This is a genomic window from Lientehia hominis (genome assembly GCF_021044755.1).
In the GTDB taxonomy this organism is placed as follows: domain Bacteria; phylum Bacillota; class Clostridia; order Lachnospirales; family Lachnospiraceae; genus Lientehia; species Lientehia hominis.
On the sequence record NZ_JAJNOR010000001.1, the window covers coordinates 877,836 to 895,250 of the forward strand.

Here is a 17,415-nt window from a genome sequence, read left to right on the forward strand (position 1 = left end):
CTTACTCCAAATTCTCCGCGGAACGTCTGAGACCATCCAGACAGAGTTTCCATGCATCCTGCTCCAGCTCCTCCCGAAGTCCGTAGCACAGCTTCGCCACCACCTTAGAAACTGACTTTTCGATCGCCCGCTCCAATTCTTCTCTTACTTCCAAAGTCAGTCCCAGGCGCTTAAGCTCCTTCCGAAGTCTGGCCGAAGCATCCTCTCCCGCAGTCTTTGAAATCCCTTTTACCACCGGAACAAACTCCCGGAATTCATACCACTGCTCATATTCCAGTTCATACTTCGAAAGAATCTCGTCAGCCACCGCGATCTGCCTGGAATCCCCTTCATATTTCAGCCGGCTGAAGCTGTCCATGTCATAAAGCTTTATCCCCGGCAGCGCCGCAAGCTCCGGTTCCATATCTCTCGGAATGGCCAGATCCACAAGCACCTTTTCCGTGCCGTCAAGACAGACTTCAGCCCGTTCCTTCGTCAGGGTATAATGGGGGCTGACTGTAGCGCTGACTACGACATCCATCCGGGCCAGATGCTCATACCGGGCGTGATAATCAATCACATGGCAGCCTGCCGGAATGATAGCTTCTCTCGTCTTATACTGCCGCAGGGTCATGAACACCTCTCCGCCGGCTTTCACCAGCTCCGCCGCCGCCAGTCTCCCGATCTCACCGTTTCCTATGACCATACAGCGTTTTCCCTGAATAGGAATCTGTTCCTTTTGCAGCAGAAGAGCCATGGCCGCAGCCACAGACCGGTCTACATTGGTCAGCAAAACCTCTGTCTTTACCTTTTTTGCGCCGGTCACTGCCGTCCGGAACAGCGTCTCCAGCACGGAATCCACCGCCGCCTGTTCTCTCGCCGCATCCAGTGCGTGCTTCACCTGGGTGATGATCTGATCGTCCCCGAATATCTGAGACCGCAGCCCGCAGGACAGCTCCATCAGATAATGGACCGCCTCCATCCCCTCTCTGACTGAAAAATATGGCTCATATGTATCAAGGGCCTGCCCCTTTTCCTGTGCAAGAAGCTCCGCAGGGTTCAGACTGTCAAAGCTTTCCTCTTCTCCGCTTATCCAGTATTCTGTCCGGTTGCAGGTAGAAATGATGACACAGCCGGTCATCCCCTCTATCTCTCTGCTGTTCTTAAGCGCCCTTTCTGCCGCAGAAGCCGTCATGGAAAACAGCTCCCGTACCTGGAGCGGCGCTTTCCGGTAATCAATACCGGCCATCTTTATCCTCATGAAAATATTAGTCCTCTTTTCTGTACATATCTATTAATAATCGGAAAGCAAATGCTGCCAACAGCCCTGTTCCGGCCCCGGCAGAGTCTGCAGGCTGGAGACCAAAAATGCCGGTTGCAGCTGCCGGCATGGCGCCTGGACAAAAAGCAGATCTCCTCCTGTTCCAGAGCTATTGAAGATGTGGTTCCTTTGCTCATTATATCATATATTTCTACGTCTGCAAGATACCGACATGTTTTCCGGGAGGCAGTTCCGGTTCCCTGTAGGTATGAAGGATCCTCTCCAATGCCTGCAGATCCTCTCCGATAAATTTATTTTTATGATACACAATCTTAAAGGACCGGTCCCATTCTCTGCTGCTGCTCTCAAACGCCCCTATATTCCCTTGTTCTATCTCATCCAGGATCAGTCGGATGGACAGTACAGCCAGGCACCCGTTCTTCATCACCGCTTCTTTCATCGCCTCTGAGGACGCACATTCTCCGCAGACGCGGATATTCACATGCCGGCTCTCCAGAAAGCTCTCAAATAAAGCCCTTGTACCGCTTCCGCCTTCCCGCATGAGGAACTTCTGTCCATGCAGATCCTGCAGAGTCAGCTCCTTCCTCCCAAAAAATGGATGGTCTTTCCCGCAGGCCAGGACCAGATAGTCCTGTATCATCGGAACGCTTACCAATTCCGGGCTTTTAACCCTTCCTTCCAGAACGCCCACATCCAGCTCTGCTTTCAGCAGCAGCTCTTCGATAAATGCCGTATTGTTCACGCAGGTATAGACCTCTGTCTCTGGTCTCTCCGTCTTCAGCGCTTCCAGAATCCCAGACAGCAGACAGTTTCCGACCGTCACGGATGCTCCAAGCTTCAGCAGCCTCTTCCGGCCTGTCAGGAACATGGCAGCTTCCAGCTCATCGAACTGGCGTATCACCTGTCTGGCATAAGTCAGCAGCATTTTCCCCTCTTCTGTGATAAAAAGCCGCTTGGACAGCCGCTCAAAAAGTTTTACCTGATAATGCTCTTCCAGTTCCCGGATGGTCTGGCTGACCGTGGGCTGTGAAATAAAACACCGTTCTGCCGCCGCGCTCATCTTTCCGGTGTCCGCTACCTCCACAAATATTTTCAGATGCCGTATCGTCATATTTTATCCTTTATAGGTTTTTTCTATATACTCAAAGAAATAATATCACTTTTCCGATGAATGCGCAATACTGCCGGCATACGATCCTGCACCTTCCTTTTCATTTTTCATACACTACTAATAACCATACCAATCTGAAAGGAGTTCTTATATTGGAACGATACAACCAGCGCCGCTGTGACTGCCGGCGCAATGCAGCTATGTCCAGTTCCTGCGGCAGCCCTGCATCTTGTAATACCGCCGGGCAGAATTGCTCCTGCGGAAATTCCGCATCCCATTCAATGCCCGGTTCCTGTGATACCCCTACACCCCGTACCATGCCCGGTTCCTGCGGCTGTTCTTCATCCCGCAGCACATCCGGCTCCTGCGGCGCCTCTGCGCCCAACATCGCATCCCGCCGGAACTGTGCCTGCCAGACCGGTTCCTGTGCCTGCCAGACCGGTTCCTGTGCCGACTATAATGTCTGCCGTCCCGGCAGCCGACTCTCTTCTGAAAACCAGGACGTCGCCATGGGCTATGTCCCCTGGCAGCAATGGGAATGTACGTACCCATTGGACCAGGCTCTCTTCATTGGGACGGTCTTTCCGTCTCTTGATAAACCCTTTGTGATCGGGAGGTGCGCAGTTCGTCCATGAATGACTTAATGACTCAAATCTATCAGTACAGCTTTGCTGTGGATGATGTCCTTCTGTATCTGGACACTCATCCGGATGACCAGGATGCCCTGGCTTACTATCAGTGTATGAAGGATGCCAGAGAGACCGCAGTCGCGGCTTATGAATGCCAATTCGGCCCTCTGACAAAAGACGGCGTGAAGGATTCCGCCGATTATTGGACCTGGGTGAACGGCCCCTGGCCCTGGGAAGGAGGTGGGAGCAAATGTGGAACTATGAGAAAAGGCTGCAGTACCCGGTAAACATCACGACTCCCAATGCAAAAATTGCAAAAGTAATAATGAGCCAGTATGGTGGTCCGGATGGTGAAATGGGGGCTTCCATGCGCTATCTTTCCCAACGCTATGTCATGCCTTATAAACAGTGCCAGGCGACCCTGACAGACATCGGTACGGAGGAACTGGCCCATTTGGAGATCGTAGCTTCCATCGTCCATCAGCTGACCCGCAACCTGACTGCAGAGCAGCTGGAAGCAGAAGGCTTTGCCGATTATTATGTGGACCACACTGCAGGTATCTGGCCGCAGGCGGCAGGCGGTGTACCCTTCAACGCATGTGAATTCCAGTCCAAAGGCGATCCTATCACAGATCTTTTTGAAGATATGGCCGCAGAACAGAAAGCCCGCACCACTTACGACAACATTCTCCGTCTTGTAAAAGACCCTGAGGTCTGCGATCCTATCCGTTTCCTCAGGGAAAGAGAAGTAGTGCATTTCCAGAGGTTTGGTGAAGCGCTCCGCGTCACTCAGGAAAATCTGGATTCCAAGAATTTTTATGCCTTTAACCCTGCTTTTGACAAGATGGGCGGCGACTGCCCCTGTAGGAAATAATCTATGAGGACTGAATTAAACGACGCTTTTGATACCATTCTGCGAATGACGCCCGTTTCTCATTCAGATATATACGGCAGCGATGAATATCCGGATATCCACGGAACAGTATACTTCTATCCCTTCTGGGACGGAACTTTAGTCGTCGTGGAAGCCGCCGGGCTTCCGTTCACAGACCATGCCTGCACAGAAGGAATCTTCGGATTCCATATTCATGAAGGAGATTCCTGCCAGGGGTCTCAGGAGGAACCGTTTTCAGAAACGGGAAACCACTATGCCCCGGAAGGCTGCCAGCACCCATATCACGCGGGGGATCTTCCTCCCTTGTTCGGGAACAACGGCTACGCCCTCAGCATGTTCTATACCAACCGGTTCCAGCCGGATGAGATCATCGGACGGACCGTCATAATCCACGATCATCCGGACGATTTCCACACACAGCCTTCCGGAGACTCCGGCGCTAAAATGGCCTGTGGAGAAATCGTAGGCGATCTGGTATAAATAGTACACTATAAAAAACCGGAAGAAAGCAGAAGCTTTCTCCCGGTTTTTTACTGGAAATACCTATCCCGTTCGTTGACATCAATCCTTTTTTCTAATATGATTATCTTAACAGAATTTCTGTTTCCACAATTGGATTTTTACAAACTCAGGAGAAGATCATGACAGAACGAGAGTTGATCAACATAACCAAACGCTTTTGGAATTTCTATCTCATGGAACCTACCCCGGAACATTTTCAGGAGATTCTTTCCTGCTGCAGCGACAGTCTGACTATCATCGGCACCGGCAAACATGAGGTCTATCATTCCCTGGAGGAGGCTGCTCACGCTCTGCTCATAAACCAGCAGCAGGCCGCGCAGATTCAATTTGAAATCGTAGATGACTGGTATGCTTTCCGTTCCCTCTCCGAAACGATCTGTCTTGTATACGGCGGACTGTGGGTCCGTGAAAAAGGGATTTCCGGTTCTCCGTTCCAGATCAATATGGACACTCGTTTCAGCGTCATTTTCCGCAGGGAAAAAAACGAAGTCTGGAAAATCCTCCATATTCATCAATCCACTCCCAATATCGACCAGGCAGATCATGAATTCTATCCGAAGACCTTATCTCAGCAGGTAAAAGACGCCCTTCAGCTGGCTGATGAATTCCGTTATAAATCGGAGCTGGATCTCATGACCGGACTCTATAATCATGTTTCTTTTCACGAAAAAGTAGAGCGGTATCTGGAAAGCAACCGGGAAGTGACTTTTTTTCTGATCGATCTGGATCATTTCAAATCTGTAAATGATACATACGGGCATGGAGAAGGTGACAAAGTCCTAAAACGGTTCTCCCGCCTTCTTCAGGTATATACCTCTTCTTCCGGCATCCTGGGCCGTCTCGGCGGAGATGAATTCGCTGTTTTAGAACCGGGAGTCCAGCCCAAAAAAGTACTGGAGCAAAACCTCTTTTCATTGCAGAAACAGTTCCGGGAGCTGATGGAACGATACGAAAGCTGTCAGAACCTCGGCTGTACCGCCGGCATCTGCCGAAGCATCGGGCAGCCAATTGATTTTGATACCCTGTACCGGAACGCAGATGAAGCCCTCTATTACGCCAAACGGCGTAACAAGGGCTCCTACTGCTTCTACGAGGATATCACTCCTTAAACAGCATATCTCATTCTTTTATAAGAGTGAGGCAGACTTTTCTTAGAAGCGAATAAGCGGCCGGATCACTCCGGCCGCTTATTTATTGTACTGTTTCCAAAAGGCTGGTCACCGCATATACCTCTGTCCCGTTATAATCAAGCTTCGACCACCCATTGCTTCCAATACCGATCCTCGCCACAGATGTTCCTTTGGTCAATGTGGCGACCACATTGTCATCGGACGCGGAATCTGGCGACGAACGCAGATAAACTTCTTCCTTCGCCGTCACAGTATCGTTCGCTGCCTGATAGATGGGTTCTGAAGAAGAAGACCCGTCTGTGGAAAGATAACTGGTCACCGCATACAGGACCTGTCCGTTGTATTCCACTCTGGACCATCCGTTATGGCCGATTCCGGTCCGCTTTATCCAGTCCCCATTATAAATCGTGGCTATGATATCCTCATCGCTGTTGGTACTGGGCACACGGCGGAGATTCGTCTCGATCTTGGCCGTCACGTTCTCATCCACAATCTGGAAATATACTCCGTATTCATTGATGGTATCTCCCAGGGAAGGAGCCGCCGCGCCTGCTGCCGTTGTTTCACTGCCGCCTGCCGCCGTTGTGGCCGCAGTAGTAGCCGCTTCTGTCGGCTGAGTCTCTGCGGCAGATGTCTGGCCTTCAGAAGAAGCTTGTCCCGATGTAGTTTCCGCCGTAGGAGATTCTGTCGTCTCTCCGTTCCCGGCTTCTGTTGTAGTCTTTGCTTTTTTTCCGTGGCCGCCGTCAACCGCATAGCTGATACCATAGGCCGCGCCGCCCACCACTATCACAATCAATAAAAATACCAGGATGCCAGTTATCTCACTGTGATCAGACATCCATTGCCGAAACCCTCGCATAGAATTCCTCCGTCATTATTGTATCCTGCCTGCCGCCAGACCAGACTTTTATAAGCTGTAGGGAACTCCCCTCAGGCCCAGCTCTCTGAGGCCCAGTATTCTGGCGTGGTATTTGGCTGCCGCCAGTCCCCGGTTATAGACCTTCCAGACGGCCCCCAACGCCATCTTTGTAATAGGTGCCTGTTCCTTCGGCGCCCGCTCCGTACCGCCGCATCCTGCGATCTCATGAGCCTTCACCAGCCGGATCAGGTCATCGCAGCAATTCACGGGCGAATCAATCTCCGTATATGCCATGCCGATATAATCTGTCCGGTGGGAATCTGAGCCTCCGAAACAGACCTTTCCGTATTTTTCTGCCAGAGCCCTGGCTTTTTCATTGGAGCCGGGAAGCTCACAGGTATTGAATGCTTCCACGAAGTCGAAATCGTGGATCAGACGGATATCCCGGTCCAGTCTTTTGGAACACATAGCGCTCAAAAATTTAGCACCATAAGGATGCGCCGGCCCCAAGATCCCTCCATACCGATGCACCACTTTGACGAGCATATGGATGGGGAGGCCTCTTACCTCCAGGATCTTGAGATCCACATCGTCGGGCATGACCACCAGGATATGTCCCGCATCCAGTGTATCGTACTCGATTCCTCTTAAGACCGTGAAATCCTCCAGTTCTCCATACCTCTCCTTATACTCAAGCCACGCACGATATCCGTTGTAGCTGTTATGGTCTGTAACCATCATGCCCCCGAAGCCCTTTTCTTTCAAAAGCTTCGCATATTCCCAAACGTCCACCCTGGCATCCAGGGAACCGTTTTTCGTATGGCAATGAAAGTCAAATTTCAAATCATCATCCCTTTCCGATCAGCGATTCCATCTCACTTCTATTTATTATACGCCGTTCCCGGCGGATATTGCAACCCGTATTCCTTCCTTCTGTCTCCTCTGGTCTACATAGATAGATTTGTTAGAAAATATTCAAAGGCACAGGCAAAAAAACATGGCAGAATATCTGACGACATTCTACCATGTTTTCCAAATCAGGTAAAGGGTTATTCGCCGTTTCCATTCAATTCATAAATAATTAAGATTTCACCGCCGCATCCTTGATTTCCAGCCACAGATCGTTGAAAAGGGTGTCTCCTTCCTCACCAAGAGAGTGGAAAACCTCGCATTTTTTCAAAATCTCCTCTCCCGGAAACACAGCCGGATTCTCCAGGAGTGCCTGGTCCATGAGCTCCTGAGCGCCGGTATTCGGCGTAGAATATGTAATATATTCAAAGTTTTTAAGAGCGATCTCCGGATCGTTCAGAAAATTGATCCAGGCCTCCGCATTTTCCTTATTTTCCGAGTTGGCTGGAATCACCCAGGAATCGATGAAATAGTTGCTTCCTTCCTCAGGCACCACATAAGCCAGATCCGGATTTGCCTCCTGGAGCTGGAGCACTTCTCCGGAATATGCCATGGCCATGGCCGCACTTCCCGAAATCATGATGTCCTTTATCTGATCCATGACATACCTCTGAAGCAGAGGCTTCTGCTCCAGAAGAAGCTCCTTCGCTTCCCCAAGCTGCGCTTCATCCGTGGTGTTGATGGAATAGCCCAGAAGCTCAAGAGGCGCCGTAAACAGGTCCCTCGGGCTGTTATACATCAGAATCTCTCCTTTGTATTTTTCATTCCAAAGGGCGTTCCAGCTGGTCACCGGTTCTTCCACCATAGTCGTGTTATAGAGTATCCCCAGCGTGCCGAAGGTATAAGGGACCGAATATTTATTTTCCGGATCAAAGGCTTTCGAACCTTCCATGATGCTCTCACTGATATATTTCATGTTGGGAATATTGTCAAAATTAATCTCTGAAAGCAGATCATTTTTTATCATTTTCTCGATCATATAATCGGACGGACAGACAGCATCATAGGAAGTTCCCCCCGCTTCAATGATCGGATACATCTCCTCATTCGTCTCAAAGGTATCATAAATTACTTCTATTCCGGTTTCATCCTCGAATTGCTGGATTACCTCTTCATCAATGTACTCCCCCCAGTTATATATCTTGACCACGCCCTTTGAATTTTTCTTTCCTCCGCCGCAGCCGGCCAGGCAGGAAAGGCACAGGGATACCGCCAATACGAATATCATTATCTTTTTTTTCATGTCTCGTCATTGCTCCTTTACTGTTTCTTTGCTCTTCTTCTTTGGCAGATTGGCTATGATCAAGAGTACCAGGACCGCCAGGAAAAGGATTGTGGACAGCGCGTACAGACTGGGCTTTATGCCCTTCCGTACCTCGCTGTATATGAGAGTGGACAATGTATTAACACCCGCCCCTTTTGTGAAATGGGTGATAATGAAATCATCCAGGGACATTGTGAAGGAAAGCAGGAACCCCGACAGGATGCCGGGCAGGATATCAGGGAATACCACCTTGAAAAAGGCCTGGAGCGGAGAAGCTCCCAGATCCAGAGCCGCTTCATAGGTGCTCTTCTCCGTCTGCTTCATTTTCGGCATGACACTGAGCACTACGTAGGGAATATTAAAAGTAATATGGGAAATCAGCACCGTTCCGAAACCCAGACTGACCCCAAAGGCAATAAAACAAAGCATCAGGGAAATACCGGTCACAATATCGGCATTCATGAGCGGAATACTGTTCATTCCCATTACCAAAGTCCTGGGGACCTTTTTCATGTGATTGATACCGATACAGGCCGCCGTCCCGATCACCGTCGCGATGAGTGCCGACAGGAATGCAATGATCAGCGTAGTCTTTAAAGCCGACATGATAAGCTGACTGGAAAAAAGCTGCTCATACCATTTCAGACTGAAGCCGCCCCATTTGGACATGTACTTGGAACTATTGAAGGACAGCACCATCAGCGCCCCGATGGGAGCATACAAAAACACAAACATGACAACCAGATAAAACCGTTTGAAAAATCTGCCCATCAGAATGCCGCCCCCTCTCCGTCTTTGTCATATTTGGCCAGCAGCGCCATGCTGATCAGAATAAATATCATGAGTACCAGGGAAAGGCCCGAACCCAGGTTCCAGTTGGCTGTGAACGTAAATTCCTGTTCAATCACATTGCCGATCAGAAGGACCATGCCTCCCCCCAGCAGATCGGAGATAACAAAGGTCGTGAGCGCCGGTACAAACACCATGGTAATGCCGCTTATGACGCCCGGCATGCTCAGGGGAAAGATCACCCGAAAAAAAGTCTGCGTGCTGTTGGCTCCCAGATCCCTGGCTGCCTCCACTGTGTCGTCCCCAATCTTCACCAGCACATTATAGATCGGCAACACCATAAAAGGCAGGAAATTATAAACCATGCCGAATATGATGGCTGTCTGCGTGTTAATGATATTCAGCGCCGGCAGATGCAGAAAATTCAATATACTGTTGATTACCCCATTCCGGTCCAGCAGAGTCTGCCATGCCATGGTCCGAAGCAGAAAATTCATCCACATGGGAAGAATGAAAATGAAAACGATAAAGCTGCTCTGCTTCACCTTCAGACTCTTCAGTATCATTGCCAGTGGATATGCCAGAAGAAGGCAGATCCCCGTGCTGATAAGCGACAGCTTCAGGGATCGGAGCAGAGCGTTCATTCTCTCCGGAGTAGCAATGGACAGGATATTCTGCAGCGTGAATGCCCCTGTCTTATCCGTGATTCCGTAATATACCACCAGAGCCAAAGGGATCATCGTAAAACCGATCATCCATATTAAATATGGCGTGGACAACAGTTTCTTACTCATCGATTCCCACCGCCTCCTCATCTTCGGACTCCGGCTTTTTCATGATCTGTATATTGAACGGATCCACATGTATGCTCACCTTGGTCCCAACCGGATAACAATTGGTGGAATGTACCAGCCACTCATAGCCGCCGGCCATGACCTCCATCTCATAATGCACTCCTTTGAAGATCAGATGGGACACGGTGCCCTCCATCGTGCCCTTCCCCGGCTCCCGAAGCTCAATGTCCTCCGGGCGGATGACCGTATCCACCGGACGGTTCCGTCCAAATCCCGTATCCACACAGGGAAACCTGGTCCCCAGTATCTCCACCAGCTTATCCTCTATCATCAGGCTGTCTATGATATTGCTGTCGCCGATAAAATCTGCTACAAACGCGTTTTCCGGCTCATTGTAGATGTCCTCCGGGGAGCCCATCTGCTGAATATAGCCCTGGTTCATGACCACGACTGTATCCGACATAGTGAGAGCTTCCTCCTGGTCATGGGTCACGTATACAAAAGTTATTCCCAGCTCATTTTTAAGCCGTATCAATTCATACTGCATATCCTGACGAAGCTTCAGATCCAGCGCCCCCAGCGGCTCATCCAGAAGAAGGACCTTCGGTTCATTCACAATAGCCCTCGCAATGGCGATTCTCTGCTGCTGGCCGCCGCTCAGGGATGCTACGCTGCGCTTTTCAAATCCATCCAGGTTCACCAGCTTTAATGCATAACGAATCTTATCTTTAATGTATGCCTTGGATTTTCCCTTTATCTTCAGCCCGAACGCAATATTTTCTTCAATGTTCATATGGGAAAACAAAGCATATTTCTGAAATACCGTGTTTAAAGAGCGCTTGTTTGGCGAGATTCCGGTGATATCCTTTCCGTCAAAAAACACGGTTCCCGTATCCGGCTTCTCAAAACCTCCGATAATGCGGAGCGTAGTAGTTTTTCCGCATCCGCTCGGTCCAAGAAGCGTCATAAACTCGTTTTCCTTAATGGACAGGTCAAGCTCATCCAGCACCAGGTTTTTGTCAAAGGCCTTTGACACATGGACCAGATCAATCAATGGTGTACTCATCCCGTTACCTCCTAAAAACTGGGCGGCGAGCTGACCCATAAGAGCACAGCGCCTGCCTTCGATGTAAGATAATGCTTTTTATCCGGCGTGAAATAAAAAGAGTCCCCTTTTTTCGCCTTGTAGCTTTTTGTCCCCACATGGATCACAAGGCTCCCCTGAAGCACATAGCCGAATTCTTCCCCTTCATGGGGAGTGTCCGGATAAGTGGATCCGCCTTTTTCCAAAGTCAGCAGGATCGGCTCCATGATGTTTTTCTGAGCGTTGGGAATGATCCACTGGATACAGTTTCCCAATTCCCCGTCCCTTTTCTCAAAATAATCCTCTGTCCCGAATACTACCTGCTCCTCCGGCTCCTCGGTAAAGAATTCATTGAGGCTGGTGCCCAGGCACTGGAGTATATCCGTCAGGGTGGCTATGGAAGGGGATGTCAGGTCACGCTCCAGCTGGGATATAAATCCCTTGGACAATTCCGCGCGGTCCGCCAGCTCCTCCTGAGTCAAGCCCTTCAATATCCGAAGTTCTTTCAGCTTCTGACCAATATCCATTTTCCGTCCGTCTTCCTTTCCACTGTTCCAGACACTCTGAAACAATATGCACCCGGTATCCTGACAAAGTAAATATAAACAAAAAGTTTAGTATCTCTAAACTCCGAAACAGATTTAATTATACAGGTTTCCAGAAAAGTGTCAATGACTTTTTACAGGATTTTTCATTTTTTTACTCAGAATCTCCATGCAGCGCATTTTTCTCAGGAGAATCTTGCGGTGACGGGGGTTAACAAACTTTTTCGGATATGATATGATGGGAATAAGATTTAGAGATGACAGAAGGAGGACACGTTTTGGGTAATAAATATGCAGCGTATGTAGGTTCTTACACATACATCGGAAACAGCAAGGGGATTACCATCCTCGATGTGGACGCGGAAAAAGGGACCATGACCCGCAGAAAGGAGATCCGCGTCAACAACGCTTCCTACGTATCGTCCTCCAGGGACGGCACAAGACTTTACTCCATCGCAGACGACGGCATCGTCAGCTTCCGCATCCTCCCCGACGGGGATCTGGAGCGTATGGGAAAAGCAACCATCCGCGGCATGCGGGGCTGCCATATTTCCACAGACCGGGCCAACCAATACATGTTCGTATCCGGTTATCATGACGGAAAAGTTACAGTCCTCCGCATGGAAGAAGACGGAAGCGCAGGGACGATCACAGACAGCTTCTACGACAAAGGCATCGGCAGCATTGCCGAACGAAATTTCCGCCCCCATATCAGCTGTGCCCGTCTGACGCCGGACGAAAAATTCCTTTGTATCACAAACCTGGGCATCGACCAGATAAAAGTGTTCCATTTCAACAAAGATACCGGAAAGATCAAACTGGCGGATGTCATCCGCTGCGAACTGGAATCCGCGCCGAGATTTCTCCGTTTTTCCTCAGACGGAAGATTTATGTATGTAATTTCTGAACTTAAAAATTACCTTTCCGTATATTCCTATGACGGAAGAGACGGACTGCCAGGATTCGAGCTTCTGCAGACGATCTCCACCGTGGGAAAAAAATGCAGTAATGTGAACGCTGCGGCCGCCCTGCGTTTCTCCCCCGACGAGAGCCTGGTCCTGTGTTCCAACGCGGGAGACAACAGCATCGGCATTTATGACCGGAATGCTGAAAACGGTCTTCTGACCCAGAGGGTAGTCCTCCCTGTCAGCGGAGAATACCCCAAAGACATCGGCATGTTCCCCGGTGAAAAATTCATATATTCTGTCAACCATGAGACCAGTACCATGACCTTTTTCACCTGGGTTCCGGAAAAGAACTACTTCTATATGCATACACCGCCGCTGAAGGTCGATCAGCCCAACTGCTGCGCACTGGTGAAGCTGCCTGACTGAGTCCGCGGCGCCGCCGTCTATCTTGCCCAGTGCCTCAGCACCTTTTTCAGTCGCTCAATATCCAGCGGCTTTGCCACATGTTCATTCATGCCCGCCTGTTCCGAGCGGCGCACATCATCATTAAAAGCATTCGCCGTCAGGGCTATGATGGGGACGGTCTGTGCATCGGGGCGGAGCAGTCTTCGGATTTTTCCGGCCGCCTCATAGCCGTCCATCACAGGCATCTGAATGTCCATAAAAACAACAGAATAATAACCCGGTTCCGAAGCGCTGAATTTTTCCAGCGCTTCTTTTCCGTTATCCGCCGTCTCCACCCGGACTCCGCACATACTCAGCAGTTCAACGGCTATTTCCTGGTTCAGTTCATTGTCTTCTGCCAGAAGTACATTTCTGCCCGCCGGCAGGCAGAAGCTTTCGCCCCGTGTTTCTTCGTATCCTTTATATTCCCAGTCTTCCTTTCCCGTCCACATCTTTAAATATACAGTCACCCGGAACAGGGAACCGTTTCCCGGTTCGCTGGATACATCAATGGTCCCGTTCATCATCTGAACGATGTTGAGGGCAATGGAGGTCCCCAGACCGGTGCCCTGCGCTTTGCTGACCCTGGAATCTTCAGCCCGCTCAAATGGCTCAAATATTTTTTTCAGAAAATCCTCAGTCATGCCGATTCCGTTGTCTTCCACCAGAAATTCATAACATCCCACCCCTGCCATATTGGAGGGCTTTTCCAATGCCCGGAACGAGATTCTCCCTCCCTCCTGGGTATACTTCACCGCATTGGACAACAGGTTTATGAAAACCTGCTGCAGTCTGGCCATATCTCCAAGGACACAGTCATGGACCACTTCCTCCATGGACATCTGAAACACCTGGCCTTTTTTCTTTATTTCCGGCTTCATCATGACTTCCACTTCTTCCGCCATATTCCGTATACTGAAAGCCGACTCATTCAAGGAAGCCCGCCCGCTCTCGATCTTGGACATGTCCAGAACTTCATTGATGAGAGTGAGCAGATGACGGCTCGAAACCTTGATCTTATCCAGACAGTCTTCTATTTTATCCGGCTCGCTCAAATGAGCTCCCGCTATGGAAGTCATGCCGATGATGGCGTTCATGGGCGTCCGGATATCATGGGACATCCTAGATAAAAACATGCTCTTTGCCTCATTCGCCTTATTCGCAGCCTCATAAGCCTGGGTCAGAGCTTCTTTTGCTTTCTGCTCCTCCAGAAGCTTTTCCAGCTCTCTGCGCTTTTCCCCGCTTATGTTGATGAATGTGATGACCATATAGCCAGACCGGCCGCCGATGTCCGCCGCCAGGTTCATTTCCATCCTCAGCCAGACCGGCGGCTTTCCCTCCGCCCGCTTCTGCCTGAACTCGATCTCCATATGGTCCTTCCCGTTCCGGAACCCTTCTCCCGACGCTGCGGCCGCAGTGAACTGCTTCATCCGCTCCCGATCCTCCGGCACTACAAACTCCATTATATATCCGGTCATGATCTCCGAATACCTGCCCCGCTTCGGCACCTCCATCGCGTCCTCGCCCTCCGGGATTCTCACTCCATAATAAAAATCCTGCAGAAGATCTACGTAAAAGGTACCGACATAAACATTGCTCACCGCCTGCAGCGTCATCTGGCTGACGCGCAGCTCTTCCGTCTTCTCCGACATGCTCTGTTTCATTTCATGAATATCCCGCAGGGTCCCCACCACTCTGGCAGGTCTCCCTTCGTGCCGTATCATTCTTCCTGTCATCCGGCTCCAGCGGAGTCTTTTTTTCCCGCTCCGCTGATCATAAATACGCGCTTCCGCCGTCGGCGTTTTTCCGCAGCAGATAGTCTCCACGATAAAAGGAATATCATCTGCATGTGCAAAATTCCCACGATAAAGCTGCTCACGGAATCCGGGGACCTCAAGGCGAAGGATATTTTCTCCTTTCTCCTGTTCCCGCGAGGCCACATAGGCAACGAACAGATCATCATCCACCCGGTATTCATAAATGGTATCTGTGCTGCTTTCCATCGCTACCCGGTACATTTCCTGCTCTCTGCTCAGCTGCTCCTGAAGACGTTTTCTTTCTGTGATATCCACCAGTGTCCGCTGAATGACTGGTATCCCATTCCTTTTTTCCACCATCATATTCATGGAGGAAACCCATCGGATCTCCCCGCTTTTCCGCAGGACCCGATACTCTACCTCTGCCTGACCTCCGTCACGGCATATCCTGTCATACACCTCGTACAGATTCTTATGATCCTCCGGTATCACATGAGACGCGACGCCGCGGAAGCTGTCTGCCATACATTCCTCCACGCTCTCATAATCCAGAATATTAAGAGCCGCCCGGTTCATGGCCACGATCTCATGATCTTCCTCTCCGTGCAGAAAACGAAAGATACCGCATGGAATCGTATCGTAGATACTGTCCAGCAGTTCCTTTTGTTCCCGTATCCTTCTCTCATCCTCTTCTGCTTTGCTCACATCCAGATAGAGACTGTTGATGACCACGGTACCGTCATCATTCTTTACCTTTTTTCCGCTGTCAAGAATCCATTTGATGCTTCCGTCCTTGCAGGGAACCCGGTATTTGATGGCGTAGCTGCTTCTTCCGTCCTGAAAGGCCTCCACACATTCCTGGGCCACCCGGGGAACATCCGCCGGATAAACGGCTCCGAAGGCGTTCCCTCCCGTCACCTCCAAAAATTCTTCTACCGTGTAGCCGAACAGACCTGCCGCCTCTTCACTGACAAAGGCATAAGTATAGAGATCGTCATCCAGGCTCATTTTCAGCCCGCCCGATATGGAGGACATGATCACGTCCAGCTGCTGGGCTTTCCGGACTTTTTCCATCTCCAGGGCATTCAGTCTTTCCTGAATGTATTCATAAGTATGCTGACCGACCTTTTCCGGAAACAGCTCGTCCTCAACCATCTCCTGATAAGGATTGGAACAGTGCAGATAAGAACATTTCCATTCCCCGTCCAGCTTTTTTACGGCAAAGGTCACCCGCTGATGGACCTTCAGATACATTTTTGTCCTGGGGACTGTGGCCACCCACATGATTCCAGTACAGATATAAAGATTTTCCGAGGCCCTCTGCACCTCATACTGCTCATCCCAGATCCGGCATTCCGGAATCTCATTTTTAAACCTCCGAAAAAATTCTGACACAGCCTCGAAACCGAAAGCCTGCTGTCCTTCTCCCGCCCCTATCCAGACAATATCCGGTGCAAACATGCCGATGACGCCTTCCACATCATTTTCACAATAATGCCGCCTCATCATCTTTCCCGCAAACTGTATCACTTCCGTCTTTACGTCCATACACTTCCTCACTCCCTCATTGGTATTCCGGTCACGGTCCCCCCCAGCCGCTTCCGATAGGATTCTTCTGATCTCCCTGGCCGCCCCGTTCTCATCGTTGGAAGCTCCTATTCGGTCCGCTGCCGCCTGACACGCCTTTGTGGCATTTTCCACCGCAATCCCCAGTCCGGCATAGGCCAGCATATCCGCATCATTATCCGCATTTCCAAAAGCCGCCGCCTGATCCGGGCTGAGCTCAAGCCGCTCCAGAACAAAGGCCAGAGCGTTCGCTTTCCCGGAAGCTTCATCGGATATTTCCAAAAATCTCGGCACGGACGCCGTTATATATACATGCGGCACCTTTTCTTCCAAAAGGGACCAGATTCTTCGCTTTTCCTCCTGATCATTGATGATCAGATCCAGGCTGTCCAGCTCCTCCAGATGACTGTATAGAAATCCCCGCATATCCCGGCAGGGCTTCCTGGTCGCTCTCACATATGACGCGGCCCTCTCATCAGCGCCAAAAGCCTCAGGATTCGCCACGTATTCTTCCGGAGCATAAGCTGTCCCGTCCACAAACGCCTCATACAAGGGGTCCTCTAAAGCCTGCCCTGTCAGAGACAGGACAGCCTCCACAGCCTCCCGGCGAAGTTTATGTACGCAGATACACTCCGATGTGGGCACCCGATAGACCGCCGCTCCATTGGAGGTGATTGCATATTCGATCCCGGGAATGGATAATACCGCTTCCGGAAGTGTAGAATAAGCCCTCCCGCTGGCCACCACCACATGCACGCCTGCTTCTATGGCGGCCGCAAGGGCCTCTCTGCTCTCTTTGGAAAGGGTTCCGTCCCCCGCCAAAAGGGTTCCGTCCAGATCCAGTGCGATACATCGGCATACTTTCATTGGAAATCACGTCTCCTTCTTCTCTCGTCCCTGCACCCGGGTGATTCTTCCGGAATACCATACAAACAAACGATATTCTTG

16 protein-coding genes are annotated in these 17,415 nt (G+C 50.4%); 6 read left to right on the forward strand and 10 right to left on the reverse strand.

Translation table 11 applies throughout. The features are described from left to right. Position 1 precedes the first annotated feature (1 nt). Positions 2-1,240: a glutamyl-tRNA reductase gene (gene hemA, locus LQE92_RS04020; protein ID WP_231061700.1), complete on the reverse strand. Its 1,239-nt coding sequence runs from the start codon at positions 1,238-1,240 to the stop codon at positions 2-4. A gap of 211 nt (positions 1,241-1,451) precedes the next feature. Then, the gene (locus LQE92_RS04025; protein ID WP_231061701.1) at positions 1,452-2,372 is read right to left on the reverse strand and encodes a LysR family transcriptional regulator; all 921 of its coding nucleotides are present in this window, start codon (positions 2,370-2,372) and stop codon (positions 1,452-1,454) included. Positions 2,373-2,524: 152 nt separating this feature from the next. On the opposite strand from LQE92_RS04025, the gene LQE92_RS04030 reads away from it, so the two are divergent. The 5 genes from LQE92_RS04030 to LQE92_RS04050 all read left to right on the forward strand — a co-directional run bounded on the left by LQE92_RS04030 (position 2,525) and on the right by LQE92_RS04050 (position 5,527). Beyond that, entirely contained in the window at positions 2,525-3,007 is a 483-nt protein-coding gene (locus LQE92_RS04030; protein WP_231061702.1) for a spore coat associated protein CotJA, read from the forward strand. Further along, on the forward strand, positions 3,004-3,288 hold the full coding sequence (locus tag LQE92_RS04035) for a spore coat protein CotJB (protein WP_231061703.1): 285 nt from the start codon (positions 3,004-3,006) through the stop codon (positions 3,286-3,288). Before LQE92_RS04030 ends, LQE92_RS04035 begins: the two co-directional genes overlap by 4 nt. Beyond that, the gene (locus tag LQE92_RS04040; RefSeq protein WP_231061704.1) at positions 3,252-3,875 is read left to right on the forward strand and encodes a manganese catalase family protein; all 624 of its coding nucleotides are present in this window, start codon (positions 3,252-3,254) and stop codon (positions 3,873-3,875) included. The genes LQE92_RS04035 and LQE92_RS04040 overlap by 37 nt, the downstream gene beginning before the upstream one ends. Positions 3,876-3,878: 3 nt before the next feature. Next, positions 3,879-4,376: a superoxide dismutase family protein gene (locus LQE92_RS04045; RefSeq protein WP_231061705.1), complete on the forward strand. Its 498-nt coding sequence runs from the start codon at positions 3,879-3,881 to the stop codon at positions 4,374-4,376. Positions 4,377-4,537: 161 nt separating this feature from the next. Then, positions 4,538-5,527, forward strand: a complete 990-nt coding sequence (locus LQE92_RS04050; protein WP_231061706.1) for a diguanylate cyclase domain-containing protein — start codon at positions 4,538-4,540, stop codon at positions 5,525-5,527. A gap of 82 nt (positions 5,528-5,609) precedes the next feature. Here the strand turns inward: LQE92_RS04050 and LQE92_RS04055 are convergent, their stop codons facing one another. From LQE92_RS04055 to LQE92_RS04085, 7 genes are all read right to left on the reverse strand, one after another. Continuing rightward, positions 5,610-6,407, reverse strand: coding sequence for an SH3 domain-containing protein (locus tag LQE92_RS04055; protein WP_231061707.1), 798 nt, complete (start codon positions 6,405-6,407; stop codon positions 5,610-5,612). A gap of 48 nt (positions 6,408-6,455) precedes the next feature. Beyond that, complete coding sequence (locus LQE92_RS04060; protein WP_231061708.1) at positions 6,456-7,250, reverse strand: PHP domain-containing protein; 795 nt, start codon at positions 7,248-7,250, stop codon at positions 6,456-6,458. 238 nt (positions 7,251-7,488) lie between these two features. Further along, positions 7,489-8,559 carry an ABC transporter substrate-binding protein gene (locus LQE92_RS04065; RefSeq protein WP_231061709.1) on the reverse strand — a complete coding sequence of 357 codons (1,071 nt, stop codon included), beginning with the start codon at positions 8,557-8,559 and terminating at the stop codon, positions 7,489-7,491. A 6-nt stretch (positions 8,560-8,565) separates the two neighbouring features. Beyond that, positions 8,566-9,351: an ABC transporter permease gene (locus LQE92_RS04070; protein ID WP_231061710.1), complete on the reverse strand. Its 786-nt coding sequence runs from the start codon at positions 9,349-9,351 to the stop codon at positions 8,566-8,568. Further along, the gene (locus LQE92_RS04075) at positions 9,351-10,163 is read right to left on the reverse strand and encodes an ABC transporter permease (protein ID WP_231061711.1); all 813 of its coding nucleotides are present in this window, start codon (positions 10,161-10,163) and stop codon (positions 9,351-9,353) included. The genes LQE92_RS04070 and LQE92_RS04075 overlap by 1 nt, the downstream gene beginning before the upstream one ends. Next, a complete protein-coding gene (locus LQE92_RS04080; protein WP_231061712.1) occupies positions 10,156-11,229 on the reverse strand; it encodes an ABC transporter ATP-binding protein in 1,074 nt (357 codons plus the stop codon). The genes LQE92_RS04075 and LQE92_RS04080 overlap by 8 nt, the downstream gene beginning before the upstream one ends. Before the next feature lie 11 nt (positions 11,230-11,240). Beyond that, positions 11,241-11,774 (reverse strand): cupin domain-containing protein, encoded by a 534-nt coding sequence (locus tag LQE92_RS04085; protein WP_231061713.1) that lies wholly within the window; start codon positions 11,772-11,774, stop codon positions 11,241-11,243. 296 nt (positions 11,775-12,070) lie between these two features. On the opposite strand from LQE92_RS04085, the gene LQE92_RS04090 reads away from it, so the two are divergent. Continuing rightward, positions 12,071-13,126 (forward strand): lactonase family protein, encoded by a 1,056-nt coding sequence (locus tag LQE92_RS04090; RefSeq protein ID WP_231061714.1) that lies wholly within the window; start codon positions 12,071-12,073, stop codon positions 13,124-13,126. A 17-nt stretch (positions 13,127-13,143) separates the two neighbouring features. Here the strand turns inward: LQE92_RS04090 and LQE92_RS04095 are convergent, their stop codons facing one another. Further along, positions 13,144-17,334 (reverse strand): HAD-IIB family hydrolase, encoded by a 4,191-nt coding sequence (locus LQE92_RS04095; protein WP_231061715.1) that lies wholly within the window; start codon positions 17,332-17,334, stop codon positions 13,144-13,146. Between the last annotated feature and the right edge of the window lie 81 nt (positions 17,335-17,415).